The sequence below is a fragment of the Rhodococcoides sp. S146-33 genome (assembly GCF_059489205.1).
This window is the reverse complement of the sequence record NZ_JCAJWY010000004.1, coordinates 87,898-109,289: the sequence shown is the minus strand read 5'-3', so window position 1 is coordinate 109,289 and position 21,392 is coordinate 87,898. Positions and strand designations below refer to the sequence as shown.

The following is a 21,392-nucleotide window of genomic DNA, read 5'->3' as shown; positions in this document are numbered from 1 at the left end:
CGCACGTGCACGGCACTTCGTAGTGGGCTACGAAGTTTCGCTCACGTGGGTCCACCACGGTTCGGGGCGTTTGCGGTGCCACTGCAGCACGTTCTCGAGTTGAGCAGCGACCGACACCAGCAGTGGTTCCGACGATTCGTGGCCCATCAACTGCAGTCCGATGGGAAGGCCGCTCTTCGTCAGACCCGCGGGGACATTCACGCTCGGCCAGCCCAGGACGTTCCACGGCCACGTGTAGGGGCAGTGTTCGGTGATGACCCGATCGGTGTCGGCATTGGAGATACCGTCGATCGCGTCGACCCGCGGCGGGGGAGTCGCCGTCGTCGGGGCGAGCACGATGTCGTAGTCGTCGAAGAACCGGCCGATGCGGCGTCCGATGCGAGGTTCGGGCGCGCGGGCTGCACGCAACGGGGCTCCGGCGAGAGCCCGGCCGCTTTTGGCATTGGCCCGGGTGCGCGGGTCGGCCAGGGAGGCATCGGGGAGGCGGTCGAGCCACGTGGCAACACCTGCAAGCGAGCGCGGTAAGAAGTTGAGCCCCAACAACATTCCGTAGGCGGGGTCGTCGACCACCACTCGATGTCCGAGCAATCGCAGCACCGCAGCCATGTCGTACGCTGCCGCCGCGATCTCCGGATCCAGCGGGGCAGGCGTCGGAATGAACGGCTTGCGCAGGCTCAGCGCTATTCGTAGCGAGCCGGGGTTGCGTCCGACAGCATCCGAGACGGTCAACGGAGCCGGGCAGTGCAGATCGCCGTCGTGCCCACCGGAGACCACGTCGAGCAGAAGTGCGGCGTCGGCGACCGTGCGCGCGAGCGGGCCGATGACGGTGATGCCGTTGAAGGCCTCGGCGTCCGGCCACGTCGATATCCGTCCCCGTTGCGGTTTGATGCCCACGAGATTGGTCCACGCCGCCGGGATCCGGACGGAGCCCGCACCGTCGGAACCCAGTGCAGCCGAGACCAATTCAGCGGCAACTGCAGCCGAACTACCGCCCGAGGAGCCGCCGGGGGTGCGCTCACGGTCCCACGGATTGCGGGTGTGTCCGAAGCTGCCGCTGGTGAACGGCCATTGACCCAGCTCGGGGCTGTTGGTCTTGCCCACGATGACAGCTCCGGCCGCACGCAGTCTGCGGACCACCTCCGAGTCCGCGGTGGCAGGTGGGAAGTCCCCGGCGCAGCCGAAGGCCGTGGGCTCCCCGGTGATGTTCACATCGTCCTTGACGGCGATCGGAACGCCCAGCAGGGGTGCGGTTCCACCGGTGAGTCGCAGGCGATCCGCCTCAGCCGCCTCGGCGAGTGCGGCGTCGCGGCGGACGAGCCGGAAGGCATTGAGAGTGGGTTGGCTCTTCTCGATTCGGTCGAGTGATTCGGTGACCGCCTGTACCGAAGTGATGCGACCCGACGCGAGTGCGGCGGCCTGAGCAACGAGAGTCGACCGATGAAAATCCACGTTGGCACAGTATCGACTTCTCTCCAGCGCGGGAAGCGGCCACCGATGCGGCACCCGTGGGAGACTGGAAGACGTGAGGCCATACCGTGACAACGCAGTCGTCCTGCGCCAGCACAAGCTGGGTGAGGCCGACCGCATCGTCACGTTGTTGACCAGGGAGAACGGTATCGTACGGGCCGTCGCCAAAGGAGTTCGTCGGACCAAGTCCAAGTTCGGCGCGCGACTGGAACCGTTTGCGCACATCGACGTCCTGCTCTATCCGGGACGCAACCTCGACATCGTCACCCAGGTGCACACCGTCGACGCGTTCGGCGGAGACATCGTCGCCGATTACGGCCGCTACACCACCGGTTGTGCCGTTCTCGAGACCGCCGAACGGCTGGCGGGCGAGGAGCATGCACCGGCGCAGCGACTGCATCAGCTGACCGTCGGTGCGCTTCGAGCGCTTGCCCAGCACGTCCGCCCTCCCGAGCTGGTGCTCGACGCGTATCTGCTGCGCGCCATGGGGTTCGCCGGATGGGCACCTGCACTCACCGATTGCGCGCGGTGTGCGGCAGTCGGGCCACATCGCGCATTTCACGTCGCCGCCGGTGGAGCGGTGTGTGTGCACTGCCGCCCACCGGGGTCCGCGACGCCGTCGACCGGGGTCCTGGACTTGATGGTCGCGCTCGAACGAGGCGAGTGGGACTACACCGTCACCACCTCCGACACGGTGCGCAAGCAGGCCAGCGGACTGGTGGCGGCGCATCTGCAATGGCATCTCGAACGACAACTGCGCACACTTCCGCTCATCGAACGCTCGCACCCGCATCAGGTTCCGCTGGCGCAACCTGACTCCGTGTTCGCCGATACCGTCGGGCAGGATGGGGACCGTGATTCGACGACGAGAGCCGCAACCCCGGCCTGACGGACAGTCGGCGGTGCGCCCTCCAGATCCGCACCCGTCGGGCGCGCGGCCGCCGATTCTGCAGCCGGAACTGATACCTCGCCACGTCGCCCTGGTGATGGACGGCAACGGTCGATGGGCGCAGGATCGCGGTCTACCGCGCACCGCGGGGCACGAGCAGGGTGAAGCCGTGCTCATGGACACTGTGTGCGGATGTATCGAGATCGGTGTGCAGTGGTTGTCCGCGTATGCCTTCTCGACGGAGAACTGGAAGCGCAGTCCCGACGAGGTCAAGTTTCTGATGGGCTTCAACCGTGACGTCATTCGTCGTCGACGCGACGAGATGAACGAGATGGGTGTCCGGGTCCGCTGGGCCGGTCGACGACCCAGGTTGTGGGGCAGCGTCATCAAGGAACTCGAAGTGGCCGAGGAGCTGACGAAACACAACACGGTGATGACGTTGACGATGTGCGTCAATTACGGTGGACGCGCCGAGATTGCCGATGCGACAAGGGAAATCGCTCGGCAGGTTGCGGCGGGCAAGCTGAACCCCGAGAAGATCACCGAGGCCACCGTCGCGAAGTACCTCGACGAGGCGGATATGCCGGACGTGGACTTGTTCCTGCGGCCGTCGGGGGAGCAGCGAACGTCGAATTTTCTGCTGTGGCAATCCGCGTATGCAGAGTTCGTGTTTCAGAAGAAGCTCTTCCCGGATTTCGATCGCCGGGACCTGTGGGAGGCGTGTATCGAATTCGCTTCGCGTGATCGACGATTCGGTGGAGTGAAATATGAGTGACGAAGTACACGGGATCGACGGCCCCGATGGGTTGACGTTGCAGACGCGTGCTCGGCTGGCGCTGTCGCAGTTCGCCACGGTGACCGTCGGCGAGGAGGGGTCACTCGGTTTCGACTACGCCGGTGCCTTGTGCTCGTTGCGGGCCGTACAGCTCTCTCCAGAACTCGAGGTCCTCTCTCTCACCGCGGTGTTGGCGTGGGACAGGCCGCTCAAGGCTGCTCTGCACAAGAAGGTCTCGGACCGCAATGCCGATTCGCAATTCGGCGCGATCTCGGTCAATACTCACGACAAGCTCGCAGATGTGCTGCTGCGCTACACCTTTCCGGCGAACGGATTGGACGACGAGGCGATGCTGACGATGCTGATTCTGGTGCTGGCCGGAGTCGAGAAGGCGCGCGAGGGCCTGCTGCCCTGATCGGTCAGCTAAGGTTTGCCTGTACTTACTTCGAGTAGAGGCGGATGCGATGACAGCACGGTTGGCCCGAACAGTGACGGCAGTGGTGGCGGTGATCGTCCTCGGTGTGTCCCTGATGGCCTGTTCGGCAGAGAGCTCGGAGGACTCGGCGGCACCATCTTCCGCCGGTGCGTTCCCGGTCGTCATCGACCACATCTACGGCAGCACGACCATTCCGGAGAAGCCCACCCGCATCGTCACACTCGGAGTGTCCGATGCCGACGCCGTCATTGCCCTCGGCACCGTACCGGTCGGGAACACCGGGTACACGTTCTACGAGACCGGACTCGGTCCGTGGACCGACGAGTTGGTGGGCGACGCACCGCTGACGCTGCTGGGCTCGGAATCCGAACCGAACTTCGAGCTGATCGCCTCGCTGGCACCGGATCTGATCACCGGGCTCAATGCCGGCTTCGACGAGGCCACCTACGCGAAGCTCAGCGACATCGCCCCGACGGTCGCTCGGCCGGCAGGATCGGCGGCCTACGCCGTCGATCGTGAGGTGGCCACCGACACCATTGCCCGCGCGATGGGTGAATCCGAACGTGGCAAGGAGCTCGATGCGCAGACCACGGCTGCGCTCGAACAGGTGCGAGCCGCACATCCGGAGTTCGCGGGTAAGACTGCAGCCGTGGTACTTCCGTACGACGGTCAGTTCGGCGCATATCTGCCCGGCGATGCGCGCGGTACGTTCGTCACGTCGTTGGGCTTCGGTATTCCGGACCCGATTCTGGCCGAGGACGACGGCACCAACTTCTTCGTTCCGGTCTCGGCCGAGAACATCTCGAAGCTCGACGCCGATGTGGTGCTGTATCTCGGCACCGGCGACGACATCGACGTCGTGGCCGAGAATCCGATCTTCGGAGCACTGACAGCCGCCCGCAACGGCGCCATCGTTCCGTTGTCCACCGATCAGCGCGGGGCGATCACGTACAACTCGGTGCTGTCCATACCGTTCGCCATCGATTCGGTGGTGCCTCGCCTGGCGGATGCGGTGGCCTGAGAGTCGGTCAACGACCGGCTGTGCTGCACTGACTACAGGTGCCGAATATTTCGATCGTGTGGCTGACGTCGGTGAAACCGTTGGACTCGGCGACACTTTGCGACCACTTCTCGACGGTGGGTCCCTCGACCTCGACGGTGAATCCACATGCTCGGCACACCAGGTGGTGATGATGGCCCGAGGAACAGCGCCGGTAGACCGACTCGCCGTTGTCGGTACGGAGCACATCCACCGTGCCGGCGTCGGCCAGAGTCTGGAGCGTGCGATAGACGGTTGTCAGGCCGATTCCCTCACCGCGCTTGCGTAATTCGTCGTGCAGATCCTGGGCGGATTTGAATTCCTCGATGGTGTCGAGCAAGTCCGAGATAGCGCTGCGTTGCTTCGTGGCTCGTACTCCGACCACGACGGGTCGTCTCGGTGCTGCGGTATCGGTGGACTTCTCGGTCACAGGTTCCGGCCTTCCTCGGCATGGGCCACGGCGTCGACGACGATGTGGGAGAGGTGATCGTCGACCAGTCGGTAGAGGACCTCGCGCCCGTTGCGTTCTCCACGCACGACACCTGCAGCCTTGAGTACCCGGAGGTGTTGACTGATCAACGGCTGCGTGACGCCGAGAGCGACCACGAGTTCGTGGACGCAACGCTCGGACTCGCGCAACTGGAGCACGATCGCGATCCGCACCGGGGCCGCGAGCGCCCGAAGAATGTCGCCGGCCGCGGCCAGGGTCTCCTTCGGTGGGATGTGTGCCGGGGGAGCGGCAGCGAAGGGGTCGTTCTCGTGCATCGGGTGCTCGGGGTCGAGTCGATCCGGCGAATCTGTGTGAACGGCCTGCTCGGTGGACACGGTTGCGGCTCCTTCGATTGCCGACTCGTTCTCGGCGAACTCTCCCTGCGCGGTCTTTCGTCTTGGCATCAGGTTAGTGCAGTTATCGCTATTGCAAATCGTATTCATTGTGATATGCACAAGTGCGCATGTCAATTCCGAACTCGACCGGTGTTCGGATTCGCCCGCCGAGCCAGATAGTCTGATCAGGGCGAAAACCGCCCGCGTCACCCCCTCGTGCGACATCACGATGTAACCGAAGATGGAGAGCTCCGCCAGTGGCACCCAAGTCCAAAGTCGAAACCGTCGCCAACCTCGCCAAGCGCAGAGGCCTCGTCTACCCGTGCGGCGAGATCTACGGCGGTACCAAGTCGGCCTGGGATTACGGCCCGTTGGGCGTCGAGCTCAAGGAGAACATCAAGAAGCAGTGGTGGCGCAACATGATCACCAGCCGGGACGACACCGTCGGGCTCGACTCGTCGGTGATCCTGCCCCGTCAGGTGTGGGAGGCGTCGGGGCACGTCGAGACGTTCTCGGACCCGCTGGTGGAGTCGCTGCACACGCACAAGCGGTATCGCGCCGATCACCTCATCGAGGCCTACGAAGAGAAGCACGGCCATCCGCCGGAGAACGGCCTGGCCGACATCCGCGACCCCGAGACCGGTGAGCCCGGTTCCTGGACCGAGCCGCGTGCGTTCTCGGGCCTGCTCAAGACCTTCCTCGGCCCGGTCGACAACGAAGAGGGCCTGCATTACCTGCGCCCGGAGACCGCGCAGGGCATCTTCGTCAACTTCGCCAACGTGTTGACCACCTCGCGCAAGAAGCCGCCGTTCGGTATCGGCCAGATCGGCAAGAGCTTCCGTAACGAGATCACTCCCGGAAACTTCATCTTCCGCACCCGCGAGTTCGAGCAGATGGAGATGGAATTCTTCGTCAAGCCCGGCGAGGACGACGAGTGGCACCAGTACTGGATCGACTACCGCATGAAGTGGTACACCGACCTCGGCATCGATCCGGAGAACCTGCGGCTGTACGAGCACGCCAAGGAGAAGCTGTCGCACTACTCCAAGCGCACCGTGGACATCGAGTACAAGTTCGGTTTCCAGGGCAGCGCGTGGGGCGAGCTCGAGGGCGTCGCGAACCGCACCGATTACGACCTCTCGGTGCACTCGAAGGCGTCGGGTCAGGACCTGAGCTACTACGAGCAGGCAACCGACACCCGCTACACCCCGTACGTCATCGAGCCGGCGGCAGGCTTGACGCGGTCGCTGATGGCGTTCCTCGTCGACGCGTACACCGAGGACGAGGCTCCCAACGCCAAGGGCGGTGTCGACAAGCGTGTGGTGCTCAAGCTCGATCGCCGTCTCGCCCCGGTGAAGGTGGCGGTGCTCCCGCTCTCGCGTAACGCCGATCTGACGCCGAAGGCCAAAGATCTTGCGCAGCAACTGCGTCAGTACTGGAACGTCGAATTCGACGACGCCGGAGCCATCGGTCGCCGCTACCGTCGTCAGGACGAGATCGGTACTCCGTTCTGCATCACCGTCGACTTCGACACCCTCGACGACCACGCAGTCACCATCCGCGAACGCGACACGATGGCGCAGGAGCGCGTGGCTCTCGATCAGGTCGAGGGCTACATCGCGTCGCGACTGATCGGCGCATAGACCTCACCACACAACAGGGCCCGATCTCCTCGTGAGATCGGGCCCTGTTGTGTGTCTGGGTCGAATCAGAAGCGGCCGCCACCACCGCCGAAGCCGCCGCCGCCCCCACCGCCGAAGCCCCCGCCTCCACCGAAGCCGCCGCCGAAGCCTCCGCCGCCGCGCAGCACGCTGTTGATCAGGATTCCGCCGAGCACAGCGCCTGCCACGTTGCCGCCGCTACTGCCGCCGCCGAAGCCGCCGCCGCGTGGCCCGTGGCGGTTCTCCCAGTTCTGCACGTCGGACTGGGCGATCTGCGATGCGCGCGAGGCCAACTGACTGGCGGCATGCGCGTGCTTGAGAGCCTCGTCGGGATTCTCCGGTTCGAGCTGGCGTGCCGCACTCAGGTGCCGTTCGGCTTCGGACAAACGTGTACGAGCATCGGCACCCACGCCGCCGCGCCGCGTCGAGATGTAGTCCGCGGCAGCAGTGATCTGCGCCTGAGCAGCTGCGATATCGCGTTCCAGACGCGCCCGCAGCTGATCCTCGGCCGCCTTCTCCGCCGACGCCTCGTCGACGATCTTTTCGAGTTCGGAATCAGCTGCGGCAAGCGCGGTGTAGCTACCGAGCGGATCGGACGACTGAGCGGCCTCCGCGTTCTTCAACGCCGTCTGCGCCGCGGCCACGGCGGCCTGCAGTTCGGTACCACCGTGTTCGGCCAGTGTGCGAGCCTGCTCGATGTCGCGTCGGACGTCCGCGATGGCGTCGGGCAGGGTGGATATTGCGTGCCCGATGTCGTCGCGCGCGTGGTCGACTCCGTCGAGCAGAGACTTCGCCTGATCGACAGCTCGTTCGGCGGTCCGAATCGCGGTGACGGCCGGGCCCTGCTTTCCTGGCGGAAGTGCTGCGGCCTTGCGGCCGGCTTCGATGTTCTCCTCGGCCAGCGCAACGCGATCCTTGGCCATCGTGACGTTGTCGGCTATCGACTTCAGTGCGGTCTCGGAGAATTCCGAATGCAGCTGAGCGAGGACCGCTTCGGACTGGGGAATGCGCACCGTCAAGCCGATGATGGCTTGGGTGAGCTCGTCGAGATGCGAGCCGGCATTCATGACGAGGTCGCGGAATCCGTCGAATTCCTCGACCCGAGAGTCGAGCTCGCGATCTGCCTGGCCGCACGAGGAGATGATCTCGACGAGCATCGCTCGCCGCTGATCGGGGGTTTCTGGGATGGCGTCGTCGAGGCGCTGACGGATCTCGAAGGCAGCGGCCAGGGCTTTCTTGGCGTTGTCGTACGCCGTGATGAACGGAGCGGCTGCCGAATCGCCGAATTCGCCTCGGGCGAGGGTCAATTCCTCTTCGCTGGCCCGCACGGCGTTGTCGGTCTCGATCAGAATTTCCTTGGCGCGGGTGTCGAGAACGTCGATCGGGAACCGAGCCAGTGCGGCCGGGTCGCTCGGGTCGATCTTCGCCACGGCGTCCACCTCGGCGGCCACCCTGGCCTTCTTGCGCCGTGAGGAGTAGACGACAGCTCCGCCGCCTGCAACCGCCAACACACCGACACCGATCAGCAGGGGTGCCGACGACCCACCGTCGCCGCTCGACGCATAGGCCTCGCCGAGAGCGCCCGCAGCCGCTATGGCAGCTCCCGACCAATCCTCTTCGCCCAGTGCGGGTTCGACGTCGTTGACGCGAATGTCGTCCTGCTCGGCCGTAGTGATCTGCGAGAGCCCGGTGTTGACGGCGAGGTAGTACGAACGGTCGACGGTCGCCACTGCGAGCAGAACGTCGCGCTGGCCGAGGTCACTTCTTGTGTACGTCTGCTCGGCCCAGCTCGCGGCCGACATGTTGTCGAAATCCGCAACGTAGGTGACCCACAGCCTGAGCTGACTGCTGCTGTAGAGGTCGTCGATGGAGGTCTGCACCTCGGCCAGCGAATCAGGGTCGAGAGCCTGGACGTTGTCGGTGATCTGGGTGGCCAGCCGCGAAGGAGCCTCGGCGGATGCAACCCCCGGCGCGAGCAGAACCGCGGCGAACAGGGTCAGAGCACCCGTAGCAGCGAGACGACGCAATCGATGGACCGACCTACGGACTGTGGCGCTGGAGTGCCGCCGGTGCTGGACTGCCATGCGATGAAATCTACCGGCTGGGTCGTGTCCGAATCGAGCAGGTCGATCCATGACAGTTGTCATCGTGCAATCGTGACGCTCGGTCGAGGTGCACGGGCTCGGACCGCAGCAGAGTAACTGTCATGACCACAACGAAGGCAGTCGAACTGCGAGGCGTCACCAAGACATACGGATCGGTCCGTGCGGTGGACGGGCTGAGCCTGTCGATCGAACCGGGCGAGGTCGTCGCATTCCTCGGACCCAACGGAGCCGGAAAGACGACGACCATCGACATGATGCTCGGCCTGGCAACACCCACCACCGGGTCGGTATCGGTGTTCGGAGGAACGCCCGCCGACGCCATCGCCCAGGGCCGAATCTCGGCCGTCATGCAGACCGGTGGGTTGCTCCGCGACCTGACCGTCCGCGAAACCGTCGAGCTGACATCGGCACTGTTCGCCCACACCCGCTCGGTGAAGGAAGTGCTGACCCGGGCCGGCATCGCCGACATCGGCGACCGTCGAGTGGCGAAATGCTCCGGAGGCCAGCAACAGCGACTGCGATTCGCGCTCGCCCTGTTGCCCGATCCGGATCTGTTGGTACTGGACGAGCCAACCACCGGCATGGACGTCGAGGGTCGTCGCGACTTCTGGAACGCCATTCGCCAGGACGCGAGTACCGGCCGAACGGTGCTGTTCGCAACGCACTACCTCGACGAGGCCGACGCCTACGCCGACCGGATCGTGCTGGTGCGGCACGGCAAGATCGTCGCCGACGGTAGCGCCGCCGAGGTGAAGAACTTGGCTGCCGGACGCACCGTCACCGCCACGCTGCCCGGCGTCGACCGGTCCATGTTGCTCGCTCTGCCGGGGGTGGACCGCGTCGAGACTCGCGGCGACCGGGTGATCGTGCACGGACGGGACTCCGATTCCGTGGCCCGATTCCTGCTCAACGACGCGCATGCGACCGACCTGGAAATCGTCTCGCGCAACCTCGAGGACGCGTTCCTCGCCCTGACCACCGATTCCGAGAACGACCCAGCCGCACACAACCTCACCGGGAGCATCCGATGACCACGACCACGCACACTGCAGCCACGCGCACACCTGCCAGAGCTGTTGCCTGGGGCGGCTTTTCGCCCACCTTCCTCGGACTGGAGATCCGCAGACTGTTCCGAAACAAGCGGACTTTGATCTTCACGTTGGTGATGCCGCCGGTGTTCTTCGTCATCTTCGGTACGCAGTCGGACTTCAAGACCGACTACTCCTTTGCGCACGGCAACGTCACGGGCTACATCGCCATCAGCATGGCCGTCTACGGAGCGATGTTGGCCACGACCAGTGGGGGAGCGATGGTCTCGGTCGAACGGGCTCAGGGGTGGAGCAGGCAGCTCCGCCTGACGCCGTTGAAGCCCGTTGCCTACATCATCACCAAGGTCCTGGTGGCCATGACGATGGGTGCCGCTGCGATCGTCGTGGTCTTCGTCGTCGCGAAATTCTTCGGAGCCGACATGCCGATCTGGGTGTGGATCGCCTGCGGAGTGATCGCCTGGCTGGGTTCAGCAGTGTTCGCCGCGTTCGGCCTGTTCATGGGGTACCTGCTGCCCTCGGAGAACGTCATGCAAATCCTCGGACCGGTGCTGGCCTTCCTCGCCCTGGCCGGCGGGTTGTTCGTCCCGCTCGGCGACAGCGGCTGGTTCCCGATGCTGGCCAAGTTCACCCCGCTCTACGGCCTGGCCACGGTGGCCAGAGCGCCGTTCACGTCCGCCGAGGCGGGCACCCTTGCCATCGCAGTGGTGAACCTGGTGGTGTGGGCCGCGGTGTTCGTAGCCGGAGCGGCCCTGCTGTTCCGAAAAGACACCAAGCGTGCCTGACGCCGAAACCACCGATCGTGTCGCCCACGGAGATACCGTGGGCGACATGACCACGTTCACCGCCGATCTGCCGGAGGGGCGGGTCTGGCGATACGGCTGGATGTTCGGGGCCATCTGGCTCATCTACCTGATCTATCCGTTGAACGAGATTCTGTCCTTGGAGTCACTGGCGGCACGGGTTCTGGGCATTGCCGCGATCGTCGGGTTCGGGGTCGTGTTCACCGTCACCTTCTGGCGCTTTCGCAACGGTCACCGTCGCGGGAATCCCCTGCCGGTGTGGCAGGGTTGGATCGCGCTCGGGGCAATGCTGGCACTCACCGTGGCCATGAGCGCCCTGATCGGAACCACCGGGTTCGGCGCAACCATCTACATCGCCGTGCTGGGAATGATGACGTTGCCGGTTCGGCAAGCGTGGTCGTTGGTCGCGGTGATGGTGGTGATCATCGAAGTGGCACCGCGGGTCATCGCGACCTGGGAGCCCGACAACTTCTTCGCGTTTCAGTTGCTGATCAGCGCAGCCGCTGCATGGGGCATCACGCAGGTATTCCAGCGCAACCACGAATTGGCCGTAGCGAGGCAACAATTGGCCGATCTGGCCATCGTCGCCGAACGGGAGCGAATGAGCCGAGACGTTCACGACATTCTGGGTCATTCGCTGACGGTCATCACCGTGAAGAGCGAACTGGCCGGACGGCTGCTCGAGATCGATGCCGCACGAGCTGCAGTCGAGATCGCCGAGGTGGAAACTCTTGCCCGGCAAGCACTCGCCGATGTTCGCAGCACCGTCGGCGGTATGCGCCAGATCGACATCGGCACCGAATTGGCCAGTGCGCGAACAGCACTGGTCGCCGCAGCCATCGATGTCGACCTGCCGGGCGACGCCGATACGGTGCCACTGAGGCATCGCGAACTGTTCGGTTGGGTTCTACGTGAAGCGGTGACCAACGTGGTTCGACACTCGCACGCGCAACACTGCAGAGTGGCGCTGACGCCGTCGAGCATTTCCATCGTCGACGACGGATGCGGACCGGGCGAGGACACCTGCGGGGGAAACGGGCTCCGCGGGTTGGGTGAACGCGTGAGCGCCGCTGGTGGTTCACTGACGGTCGCCCGGGTTCCGACCGGCGGATTCAAGGTGGAGGTCTCGGCACCATGAGCATCAGACTGCTGCTGGCCGACGATCAGGCTCTGGTGCGGGGAGCGCTCGCAGCGCTGCTGGGGCTCGAACACGATCTCGACATCGTGGCGGAGGTGGGACGCGGCGACGAAGTGCTGTCGGCGGTTCTCGAACACCGACCCGATGTCGTCCTGCTCGACGTGGAAATGCCGGGAAAGAACGGAATCGACGTCGCCGCCGAGCTGGCTGTGGCGGCACCCGAGTCGAGAGTGTTGATCGTCACCACGTTCGGAAGGCCCGGATATCTGCGCCGCGCAATCGATGCCGGAGCCTCCGGTTTCGTCGTCAAGGACACCCCGGCAAAGCAATTGGCCGACGCCGTTAGACGGGTCCACATGGGTCTGCGCGTCGTCGATCCTGCACTCGCAACCGAGACGCTCACCGACGGCGTTTCGCCGCTGACGGCCCGTGAGCAGGAAGTTCTTCGGGCAGCAGCGCAGGGTGGAACGGCAGGATCCATCGCGGCCCAAGTGCACCTGTCGGAGGGGACCGTCCGCAATCACCTGTCGTCCGCGATAGGCAAGACCGGTACCACCACCCGTGCGGAAGCGGTCCGAGTGGCCGAGGACCGTGGGTGGCTGTAGCTCCCACGGGGCGCGCCGTGACCGAAGCGATGCGCGGGCCTGGCAAACTCGAGGGGTGAATTCAACTCTCGACCGAGACCCGTACGGCGACCCGTACGACGACCGGTATGCCTCGGACCCCGGTCCCGAGCGCCTCGGCTTCTTCGGAACGCTGGGACGCTGGACCGGTCGGCTGGTCGCGGGAGTGGTCCTGATGGCGGTGGTACTGGTCGCAGGAACTGCGGTCCGGGTGTGGCAGGTTGCTCGCATCGACGACTACTCCAAGGCCGACGCCATCGTCGTACTGGGCGCGGCGCAATACAGCGGTACGCCGTCGACGGTGTTCGAGGCACGCTTGGCACAAGCCGCGGCGCTGTACGAGCGAGGCATCGCCCCCGAGATCGTCACCGTCGGCGGCAAGCAGGAAGGCGACCTCTTCACCGAGGCGGCGTCGGGTCGCAACTATCTGATCGAGCAGGGAGTGCCCGCGGACGCCATCGTGGCCGTCGAGACCGGGTCGGACACGCTCGAAAGCATCGAGGCCGTGAGTGACACACTCCGCGTCGAGGGCAAGTCGTCGGTGGTGCTGGTCAGTGACCCGTGGCATTCGCTGCGCACTCGAACCATGGCGCGTGACGCCGGGCTGGATGCATGGACCTCACCGACGCGTACCGGCCCGGCCGTCTACACCCGAGAGTCCCAAGCACACGGAATTGCCAGGGAGACAGGCGCACTGCTGTGGTACCAGCTGACTCACTTCACGGCAGACTTCTCCTACACGGCAGGTCAATGACATGACCGGCACGTATTCGGCGCACGACGTCGAACGGTTCGTCACCGAACCCCCGAAGACCGCCGGACTGAAACCGGGAACGAACAACGCGTCACACAGAAGTGCTTTCGCCCGCGACCGGGCGCGGGTGCTGCACTGCGCTGCACTGCGTCGTCTCGCAGACAAGACCCAGGTGACCGGGCCTCGCGACGGCGATACTCCGCGGACTCGGCTCACGCACTCGCTGGAAGTCGCACAGATCGGCCGCAGTATCGCCGAAGGCCTCGGCAGCGACCCCGATCTGGTCGATCTTGCGGGCTTGGCGCACGACATCGGCCATCCGCCGTACGGCCACAACGGTGAACGGGCCCTCGACGAAGTGGCCACCGACTGCGGTGGGTTCGAGGGCAACGCGCAGAACCTCCGCATTCTCACCGGCCTCGAGCCCAAGATCCTCGACGCCGACGGGCGCAGTGCGGGATTGAACCTGACCCGAGCCTCTCTCGATGCCGCGACCAAGTATCCATGGATCCGGCCGGCACCGGGCGCGAAATTCGGTACCTACGACGACGACTCCGCGATTCTGGGCTGGGTTCGTGACGGTGCACCGGACAAGCGCAAATGTCTCGAAGCGCAGACCATGGATTGGTCCGACGACGTTGCCTACTCGGTACACGATGTGGAGGACGGCGTCATCGACGCCCGCATCGACCTCCGGGCGCTTGCCGATCCGATCGAACAGCGGGCCCTGGCGGAACTCGGTGTCTCGGAATTTCGCGGACTCGATGTCGACGAGCTGATCGACGCCGCGGGCCGGTTGTCGAGGATGCCCGTCGTGATCGCCGTCGGACGGTACGACGGCACTCTCGAAGCGTCCGTAGCCCTCAAGCACATGACGAGCGAACTGGTCGGGCGCTTCGCGACAGCCGCGATCGAAGGCACTCACGAGAAATACGGCACCGCGCCGTTGAGCCGGTACGACGCCGACCTCGTGGTGCCGTCGATCGTCGGCTCGGAAGTGGCACTGCTCAAAACGATGGCGTTGCGGTACGTGATGTCCGACGCCGGTCACAAGATCCGCCAGGAGCGTCAACGCGACCGAATTCACCGCGTCGCCGAGTGGTTGCTGCGGTCGGCGCCAGGGGAGCTGGACCCCATTCTGGTGCCCGCGTGGCAACGCGCGAACAGTGACGCCGAACGGACTCGCGTCGTGGTGGATCAGATCGCGTCGTACACCGAAAGTCGACTCGAACTGGTGGACAAGCGGTCGCTCGGGGCTCAGGCCAGCTGGGGTTGATCGCGCTGCCGAGGGTGTCTGGTTCAGCGCTAGACTCCAGTCGTGGCCGGCCGAATTCCTGAACGTGACATTGCCGCCATTCGCGAACGCACTCGGATCGAGGACATAGTCGGCGACTACGTCTCGCTCAAGCGCGCGGGCGGCGATTCCATGAAGGGGTTGTGCCCCTTCCACGACGAGAAGTCTCCGTCCTTCCATGTGCGGCCCAACCACGGTCACTATCACTGCTTCGGTTGCGGCGAGGGCGGTGATGCCTACTCCTTCCTCCAGAAGATCGAGCACATCTCCTTCGTCGAGGCCGTCGAGCAACTCGCCGACCGGCTGAACTATTCGATCTCCTACGAGGGCGGAGGGCCATCGGTTCAACGTGACCGAGGGACCCGCGCGCGCCTGATCGCCGCGAACGCCGCAGCTCAGGAGTTCTACGCCGGTAGGCTCAGCGGGCCCGACGCGCAGGCCGCGCGGGATTATCTGACCGAACGCAACTTCGACGGCCACGCCGCACTGGCTTACGGCTGCGGATACGCACCCGACGGCTGGGACACTCTCACCAAACACCTGCTGGGCAAGGGCTTCGAGGCCAAGGAGATAGTCGACGCCGGCCTGGCGACACCCGGCAAGCGGGGCACGCCCATCGACCGTTTCCGGCGCCGACTGGTGTGGCCCATTCGCAGTCAGAGCGGGGACGTCATCGGTTTCGGTGCCCGCAAACTGTTCGACGACGACACGATGCCGGGTAAATACATCAACACCCCGGAAACCATGTTGTACAAGAAGTCTCAGGTGTTGTTCGGTCTCGACCTGGCGCGCAAGGAGATCGCGAAGTCCCATCAGGCTGTCATCGTCGAGGGCTACACCGACGTGATGGCGATGCATCTGGCCGGGGTCAAGACGGCCGTGGCGTCGTGCGGTACCGCATTCGGCGAGGACCACCTGGCCATGCTCCGCCGATTGATGATGGACGACAGCTACTTTCGCGGTGAAGTGATCTACACCTTCGACGGAGACGATGCCGGTCAGGCCGCCGCCATGAAGGCCTTCGAGGGTGATCAGAAGATTGCCGGACAGACCTTCGTCGCCGTGGCACCGGACGGAATGGATCCCTGCGACCTGCGTTTGAAGTCCGGCGACAACGCCGTTCGCGATCTGGTCGCCAGGCGTACCCCGATGTTTGCGTTCGTGGTCAAATCGCTACTGCGAGAACATGACCTGGATACCCCCGAGGGGCGCGTCGAAGCTCTGAAGCGAACCGTGCCCGTGGTCGCCCGCATCAAGGATGCGTCGCTGCGGGACGAGTACGCACGGCAGCTGGCCGGCTGGACCGGCTGGGACGACACCGCGATGGTGCTTGCCCGCGTGCGCGACGAGGCGAAGAAGGGCGCTCGGGGCGACACCAGCGGCAAGCGGGTGCCGTTCGAGAAGCGTCAGACGACGCCGACCGAGGCTCCGGCCGGGCCGCCGCGTCCCAACCCCACCGATCCGTCTCTGTGGCCGCAGCGGGAGGCTCTCAAGGCGGTATTGCAGATGCCTGCGATGGCAGGCACGGTGTTCGACTCGCTCCCACCGGAAAGCTTCCATCACCCGGCGTACTCGGCCGTGCGCGACGCGGTGGCTGCTGCCGGAGGAACCGCCGCGGGACTGGGCGGAGGGGAGTGGGTCGATGCCGTGGCCAAGCAGGCCAAGGACGCCGTGGTGGTGTCGTTGGTGACCGAGCTGGCCGTCGACCCGATGCGGGTGGCCGACGACGCACTCACGCGCTATATCTCGGGTGTACTCGCCAGGCTGCAGGAGGTATGGGTCGGCCAACAAGTGGCAGAACTCAAGTCGAAGCTGCAGCGCATGTCACCGGTCGAGAAGCCCGATGACTACAACGCTCTGTTCGGCGATCTGATCGCCCTCGAGCAGTACCGCCGGAGTCTGCTCGAGCTCGCCGTCGGAAGTGTCGCCGAGATCGGTTAGCGACGTAGTTGATCGCGCGGAACGTAGACCTGGGTCTCGTCGTCGATCGGCTGCATAGGTTCGAGACGCGGCTGGGTGTTGAGGGAATCGGAGAGCTTCTGCCGGCCGACCTCGATGGCCTTCTTGGTAGCCGGAGACGACGCAACGGCGTTTGCCGTCTTGCGTATCTGCTCGTACCGGCCCCGGCCGGCCTTGGCACCGAGCACATATGCAGCTCCAGCCGCCAGTACCAAACGAATCATCAGTGGGTCCTTCCGTAGAGCGTGCGGCTGTACGTCCATCTTGCCCGACTGCACTCCGGGAAAGCAGGGCGGCTCCGACGAACCTCGAGCAGGGCGATTTGGTACTCACCAGGGTGTGTGCGCTATTGTTTCCAACGGCTCGCACGAGAGTGTGACGCCGCGAGGTAATCCCCCATAGCTCAATTGGCAGAGCATTCGACTGTTAATCGAAGGGTTCCTGGTTCGAGTCCAGGTGGGGGAGCGCAATCCCCGTCCGGTGCTCCGGGCGGGGATTTTTGTCGTTCCAGTCGGCGGCACCGTGAGTCGCGATCGGTTATCAGATCGTGACTCTCCTTGCTGTATATCGATTGAATGAATACGTCCAACGGATGCCTGTTTTGTCGGTGGTCCGCGACATACTGAACGAGCGGTCCGGGAGGCTCAACAGTGCTATAAAAAACCGGATCGGTCGGTTTTAAGGGGCTTCATGAGTTTGAGTTACGCAGCAACCGTTCCACGTCACCTCGTGCATCGGCGGTCGCCCGCCGACGTGCTGTTGACCGATTACGAAACGGTGGACGGAACCCATCGGGCGGCTGTTCAGCTCCCGGCTTCCCATCGGATGTTCGCTCCGGTTCGTCGAACCCACGACTCACTGCTGGTGGCCGAGGCTTTGCGCCAAGCGATCAGCCTCTTCTGCCACGTCAATCACGGCGTTCCGCTCGATCACGTCGTGTTCATCGAGCACTCTCGATTCGAGATTCTCGACCCTCTCTCGGTCGACGAGATCGACGATTCGCTCGTCGCCGAATCCATCACGACAGACGTGACGTTCGACGACGCGTCGTTGGACAATATGAAATTGTCGGCCAAGCTGTTGAACGGCGACCGCCTCGTCGCGTTCGGAACAGCGTCGGTACGGTCACTCGGCCCCGAGGTGTACTCGCAGTTTCGCACCCCGTCGATGGCAGACCCTCACTTCCGGCATCTGCCGGCCGGGACCGAAGTGGTGGAGGCCTCGGCCGTAGGACGGCTCGATCCCTCCGATGTCGTGTTGGCACGGCACACCTCGGACGGGACGATCGTCGTTGCACCCGATCCTCGTAACCTGGCGATGTTCGATCATTCCGTCGAATATCTTCCCGGCGTCACCATGCTCGAGGCCGCTCGTCAGGCCTTGCGTCTGGCGACCGGAACGCCGACGCTGGACTTCACTTCGTGCGAGGTGCGCTTCATGGGCTTCGCCGAGTGGGCGAACCCGTGCTCCGTGATCGTCGATACCGACTCGACGGACGGCGTGCACCGCATCCAGTTCGAGCACGACGGTGCGGTGTTGTCTGCGGTGTCCGTCTCGGCGACGTCCGAACCGTGGCTGGCTACTGCCGAGCGCTCCAGTCGATAACGGAGTCCTCCGCGAGCGCGACGAGTCGCGGTAGGCGTCGACGCGGGACGACGGCGGGGAGCACTATCTGCCACATCTCGGTCAGTCGTTGCTGCAGATCGGCACGCCCGGTCATCATTTCCGAGACCGTGTGCACTCCGGTGAACGACGCCACGATGTACCGACCCACCGCGCTCGGGTCGACGCCGTCGACGATGTCGCCCTCGGTTTGGGCACGCTCGATCAGATCGCCGATCTTGTCGATCCATTCTTCGAACGCCCCCGCGTGGGGACCGTCGGCGATGGCAGATTCGAGTGTCAACCGCATGCCCCCGCGCGAGATCGATTCGGTCTGTAGCTGACGTCCCAGCTCCTTGGTCACGAGAATCAACGCATCGAGCGCCTTGGGGGTGTGGTCGACAATGACGGCAGTGGCAGTTGCCGCCATCGTCAGTTGCGCGTCGATCACGGCCTGCGCCAACTCTTCCTTGGACGAGAAATGGAAGTACATCGCGCCTTTGCTCACCTTGGCGTGAGCGATGATGGTGCTCAAACTGGCTGTGCCATAACCGAACTTCTCGAAGCTGGCGGCCGCTCCTTCGAGTACGGCCTGCCTGGTGGACGCTGCGCGCTCTTGCATCGGTAGACAATAGCTGTTACGCGGGTTCACGGCACGGCGGGTGAAGTAACCGGCGATTGCGATGGTCTGTGACGGTGTCGAACCATTCGGTGGCACCCTGTTGCCATGGTCGATAAGAGTGCAGGAATCCTGTTGTTTCGCGTCGGTGCCGACGGTCCGGATGTTCTGATCGCACACCCCGGTGGTCCGTTCTGGGCGCGTAAGGACGACGGAGCGTGGTCGATCGTCAAAGGGCTACTGGCCGAAGGTGAAGACCTGTGGTCGACGGCCCGCAGAGAGTTTCGGGAGGAAGTCGGGATGGATGTGCCCGCCGGAGAGCCTGTGGACCTCGGCACAGTCAAACAACGCGGAGGAAAAATTGTCACGGCCTTCGGCGTCGAAGCCGACCTCGACGTCTCGAATGCGGTGAGCAACACATTCGAGATCGAGTGGCCGCCGAAATCCGGTGTGAGGACATCGTTCCCCGAGGTGGACCGCATCGAATGGTTCGGGCTAGAGCAGGCGAGAGCGAAGCTGCTGGCGTCGCAGCACCCGTTTCTCGATGCCGTTCAGGCGGTTGTTGCAGCGCGATAGTTTCGGCAGGCGGGCCTGGGGTATTCAGCGGCCGGAAATGACGAGGTTCGCAGATGCAGGGTGGGGAAGTGGATCATGATGCCGACGGATGCGTCCAGCGCACAGACCGTGGTGGAATCGTCTCCGGTGGAAACGTCCGTCGTGGACACCTCACTCCTGGAGACGCAGTGGGCCGGACGCGTGGTCGCGTCCGCATTCGTTCTTCTGGCCGCAGCATTGTCGTGGGTGTTCGCGGCAACTGCCATGATCGGCTAGCGGCCATCGGTCGGTTGGCCGATACTGCTCAGCTACAACAACGAAGGGCAGCACAGTGACCGACCGAAGTGTCTCCGACACTCCACCGGCAATCGAAGTACCCAAACGTTCCTGGCAAGCGCTGTTGGTTCTGTTGCTGGGTATGTTCATGGCCCTGCTCGACACCACCATCGTGAACGTGGCTCTGCCTACCATCAGCACCACGTTGGACGCGTCGGAATCGGTTCTGTCGTGGATCATCTCGGGATACGCGCTGGCATTCGGCCTGGCTCTCATTCCTGCGGGCAAGGTAGGCGACCGCGTCGGTCACAAATGGGTGTTCTTCACCGGCCTCGCATTGTTCACCGTCGCGAGCTTCGCGTGCGGGCTCGCTCAGGACGATCTGCAGTTGGTCGTCGCGAGGGTCGTACAGGGCCTGGCGGGTGGCATGTTCGTACCCGCGGTCACCGCTTTCATCCAGCTGCTGTTTCCCGGGCCTGTGCGTGGCAAGGCTTTTGCCATCATGGGTGCCGTCATCGGAGTCTCGACTGCGCTGGGACCCATCGTCGGAGGCCTGATCATTCAGGCGTTCGGCGACGAGAACGGGTGGCGGTTGGTCTTCTGGGTCAATCTGCCCATCGGAATCGTAGGCCTGGTGGCTGCCGCCGTACTGCTCCCGAAAAAGGAAGATTCGGCTCCCACGACCCGCCCCGGAATCGACTGGCTCGGACTGGTTCTCATCTCCGCGGGACTGATAGCCCTGCTGGTTCCCTTGATCGAGGGCCAGGAACTGGGCTGGCCACTGTGGACCTACCTGACGATCGCTGCAGGGCTGGTGCTGATCGCCTCGTTCGGATGGTGGGAGGTGATCCACACCGGCCGTGGACGCAGTCCGCTGGTGCCACCGCGGTTGTTCACCCGCCCCGCATTCACCGGAGGTGTGATCCTCGCGCTCGTCTACTTCGCAGCTTTCACCAGCATCTTCTTCACCATCTCGCTGCTGTGGCAGACCGGACTCGGCAATACGGCTCTGTCCTCGGGCCTGGTATCGATTCCGTTCGCGATCGGCAGCATCATTGCCTCGTCACAGAGCAACAAGCTGACCGTCCGTCTGGGGCGCACAGTTCTGATACTCGGAGCCTCGCTCGTCTCGATCGGGTTGATTTGGCTGTGGATCATCTTGGCCACCAGCTCGGCCGACACCATCTCGCACTGGACGCTGTTGGTTCCGCTGTTCATCGCAGGGCTGGGTAACGGTGCCTTCATTGCGCCGAACGCGCAGTTCATCGTGGCGACCGTGGATCGTGATGACGCGGGCGCGGCAAGCGGCGTCATTTCTACGATGCAGCGCGTCGGCTCCGCGATCGGCATCGCCGTGATCGGCAGTGTTCTGTTCGGAAGCCTGACCATCACCGGGCCCGACACGGTGGGATCCGGATTTCTGCACGGAGCGGCGATGGCAATGGCGGTCAGTGCGGCGTTCAGTGTGGTGGCGCTGGCGCTGGTCTTCGCGCTTCCCAAAAAGGTTCAGAGCGCGGGCTGAGCAC

General features: G+C 64.4%; 22 protein-coding genes and 1 tRNA gene. 17 read left to right on the top strand and 6 right to left on the bottom strand.

What is annotated here, in order from left to right; genetic code table 11:
• Positions 1-27: 27 nt before the first annotated feature.
• Positions 28-1,449 carry an amidase gene (locus AC5WEY_RS18360; RefSeq protein WP_495646991.1) on the bottom strand — a complete coding sequence of 474 codons (1,422 nt, stop codon included), beginning with the start codon at positions 1,447-1,449 and terminating at the stop codon, positions 28-30.
• A 73-nt stretch (positions 1,450-1,522) separates the two neighbouring features.
• Between AC5WEY_RS18360 and recO the strand changes: the two genes are divergently transcribed.
• Genes recO through AC5WEY_RS18340 form a run of 4 tightly spaced genes read left to right on the top strand, consistent with a single transcriptional unit; the run spans position 1,523 to position 4,588 of the window.
• Positions 1,523-2,356, top strand: a complete 834-nt coding sequence (recO, locus tag AC5WEY_RS18355) for a DNA repair protein RecO (RefSeq protein WP_057479918.1) — start codon at positions 1,523-1,525, stop codon at positions 2,354-2,356.
• Complete coding sequence (locus AC5WEY_RS18350; protein ID WP_052058432.1) at positions 2,313-3,131, top strand: isoprenyl transferase; 819 nt, start codon at positions 2,313-2,315, stop codon at positions 3,129-3,131. Before recO ends, AC5WEY_RS18350 begins: the two co-directional genes overlap by 44 nt.
• Positions 3,124-3,546 carry a hypothetical protein gene (locus AC5WEY_RS18345; protein WP_057479920.1) on the top strand — a complete coding sequence of 141 codons (423 nt, stop codon included), beginning with the start codon at positions 3,124-3,126 and terminating at the stop codon, positions 3,544-3,546. The genes AC5WEY_RS18350 and AC5WEY_RS18345 overlap by 8 nt, the downstream gene beginning before the upstream one ends.
• 49 nt (positions 3,547-3,595) lie before the next feature.
• On the top strand, positions 3,596-4,588 hold the full coding sequence (locus AC5WEY_RS18340; protein ID WP_495646990.1) for an iron-siderophore ABC transporter substrate-binding protein: 993 nt from the start codon (positions 3,596-3,598) through the stop codon (positions 4,586-4,588).
• A gap of 7 nt (positions 4,589-4,595) precedes the next feature.
• Here AC5WEY_RS18340 and AC5WEY_RS18335 read toward each other — a convergent pair whose 3' ends face one another.
• Positions 4,596-5,036: a Fur family transcriptional regulator gene (locus AC5WEY_RS18335; protein ID WP_057479922.1), complete on the bottom strand. Its 441-nt coding sequence runs from the start codon at positions 5,034-5,036 to the stop codon at positions 4,596-4,598.
• Positions 5,033-5,371, bottom strand: a complete 339-nt coding sequence (locus AC5WEY_RS18330) for an ArsR/SmtB family transcription factor (RefSeq protein ID WP_032379570.1) — start codon at positions 5,369-5,371, stop codon at positions 5,033-5,035. The genes AC5WEY_RS18335 and AC5WEY_RS18330 overlap by 4 nt, the downstream gene beginning before the upstream one ends.
• A 317-nt stretch (positions 5,372-5,688) precedes the next feature.
• Between AC5WEY_RS18330 and AC5WEY_RS18325 the strand changes: the two genes are divergently transcribed.
• A complete protein-coding gene (locus tag AC5WEY_RS18325; protein ID WP_032379159.1) occupies positions 5,689-7,074 on the top strand; it encodes a glycine--tRNA ligase in 1,386 nt (461 codons plus the stop codon).
• Between the two features lie 65 nt (positions 7,075-7,139).
• On the opposite strand, the gene AC5WEY_RS18320 is transcribed toward AC5WEY_RS18325, so the two are convergent.
• A complete protein-coding gene (locus AC5WEY_RS18320) occupies positions 7,140-9,176 on the bottom strand; it encodes a TPM domain-containing protein (RefSeq protein WP_495646989.1) in 2,037 nt (678 codons plus the stop codon).
• A 122-nt stretch (positions 9,177-9,298) separates the two neighbouring features.
• Here AC5WEY_RS18320 and AC5WEY_RS18315 point away from each other — a divergent pair, with 122 nt between their 5' ends.
• From AC5WEY_RS18315 to dnaG, 7 genes are read left to right on the top strand one after another with little or no spacing between them, the layout of a single operon-like run.
• Positions 9,299-10,228 carry an ABC transporter ATP-binding protein gene (locus AC5WEY_RS18315; protein WP_495646988.1) on the top strand — a complete coding sequence of 310 codons (930 nt, stop codon included), beginning with the start codon at positions 9,299-9,301 and terminating at the stop codon, positions 10,226-10,228.
• Positions 10,225-11,028 carry an ABC transporter permease gene (locus AC5WEY_RS18310; protein ID WP_495646987.1) on the top strand — a complete coding sequence of 268 codons (804 nt, stop codon included), beginning with the start codon at positions 10,225-10,227 and terminating at the stop codon, positions 11,026-11,028. The genes AC5WEY_RS18315 and AC5WEY_RS18310 overlap by 4 nt, the downstream gene beginning before the upstream one ends.
• Positions 11,021-12,184: a sensor histidine kinase gene (locus tag AC5WEY_RS18305; RefSeq protein WP_495646986.1), complete on the top strand. Its 1,164-nt coding sequence runs from the start codon at positions 11,021-11,023 to the stop codon at positions 12,182-12,184. The genes AC5WEY_RS18310 and AC5WEY_RS18305 overlap by 8 nt, the downstream gene beginning before the upstream one ends.
• Positions 12,181-12,789, top strand: coding sequence for a response regulator transcription factor (locus AC5WEY_RS18300; protein ID WP_057479925.1), 609 nt, complete (start codon positions 12,181-12,183; stop codon positions 12,787-12,789). The genes AC5WEY_RS18305 and AC5WEY_RS18300 overlap by 4 nt, the downstream gene beginning before the upstream one ends.
• A 55-nt stretch (positions 12,790-12,844) precedes the next feature.
• Positions 12,845-13,561 (top strand): YdcF family protein, encoded by a 717-nt coding sequence (locus AC5WEY_RS18295; protein ID WP_495646985.1) that lies wholly within the window; start codon positions 12,845-12,847, stop codon positions 13,559-13,561.
• 1 nt (position 13,562) lies between these two features.
• Complete coding sequence (locus tag AC5WEY_RS18290) at positions 13,563-14,837, top strand: deoxyguanosinetriphosphate triphosphohydrolase (RefSeq protein ID WP_495646984.1); 1,275 nt, start codon at positions 13,563-13,565, stop codon at positions 14,835-14,837.
• Positions 14,838-14,879: 42 nt separating this feature from the next.
• Entirely contained in the window at positions 14,880-16,796 is a 1,917-nt protein-coding gene (gene dnaG, locus AC5WEY_RS18285) for a DNA primase (RefSeq protein WP_495646983.1), read from the top strand.
• Here the strand turns inward: dnaG and AC5WEY_RS18280 are convergent.
• Positions 16,793-17,038, bottom strand: a complete 246-nt coding sequence (locus AC5WEY_RS18280) for a hypothetical protein (protein ID WP_057479979.1) — start codon at positions 17,036-17,038, stop codon at positions 16,793-16,795. The two genes, dnaG and AC5WEY_RS18280, sit on opposite strands and share 4 nt — an antisense overlap.
• Positions 17,039-17,206: 168 nt before the next feature.
• Here AC5WEY_RS18280 and AC5WEY_RS18275 point away from each other — a divergent pair.
• Positions 17,207-17,279 (top strand) — tRNA-Asn (locus AC5WEY_RS18275).
• A 225-nt stretch (positions 17,280-17,504) separates the two neighbouring features.
• Entirely contained in the window at positions 17,505-18,419 is a 915-nt protein-coding gene (locus AC5WEY_RS18270; RefSeq protein ID WP_495646982.1) for an AfsA-related hotdog domain-containing protein, read from the top strand.
• On the opposite strand, the gene AC5WEY_RS18265 is transcribed toward AC5WEY_RS18270, so the two are convergent.
• A complete protein-coding gene (locus tag AC5WEY_RS18265; protein WP_495646981.1) occupies positions 18,394-19,038 on the bottom strand; it encodes a ScbR family autoregulator-binding transcription factor in 645 nt (214 codons plus the stop codon). The two genes, AC5WEY_RS18270 and AC5WEY_RS18265, sit on opposite strands and share 26 nt — an antisense overlap.
• A 105-nt stretch (positions 19,039-19,143) precedes the next feature.
• Between AC5WEY_RS18265 and AC5WEY_RS18260 the strand changes: the two genes are divergently transcribed.
• The 3 genes from AC5WEY_RS18260 (at position 19,144) to AC5WEY_RS18250 (ending at position 21,388) form a co-directional block, all read left to right on the top strand.
• A complete protein-coding gene (locus AC5WEY_RS18260) occupies positions 19,144-19,611 on the top strand; it encodes an NUDIX hydrolase (protein WP_495646980.1) in 468 nt (155 codons plus the stop codon).
• A gap of 75 nt (positions 19,612-19,686) precedes the next feature.
• Positions 19,687-19,866, top strand: coding sequence for a hypothetical protein (locus AC5WEY_RS18255; RefSeq protein ID WP_156399397.1), 180 nt, complete (start codon positions 19,687-19,689; stop codon positions 19,864-19,866).
• A 55-nt stretch (positions 19,867-19,921) separates the two neighbouring features.
• Positions 19,922-21,388, top strand: a complete 1,467-nt coding sequence (locus AC5WEY_RS18250) for an MFS transporter (RefSeq protein WP_057476026.1) — start codon at positions 19,922-19,924, stop codon at positions 21,386-21,388.
• The last annotated feature ends 4 nt before the right edge of the window (positions 21,389-21,392 follow it).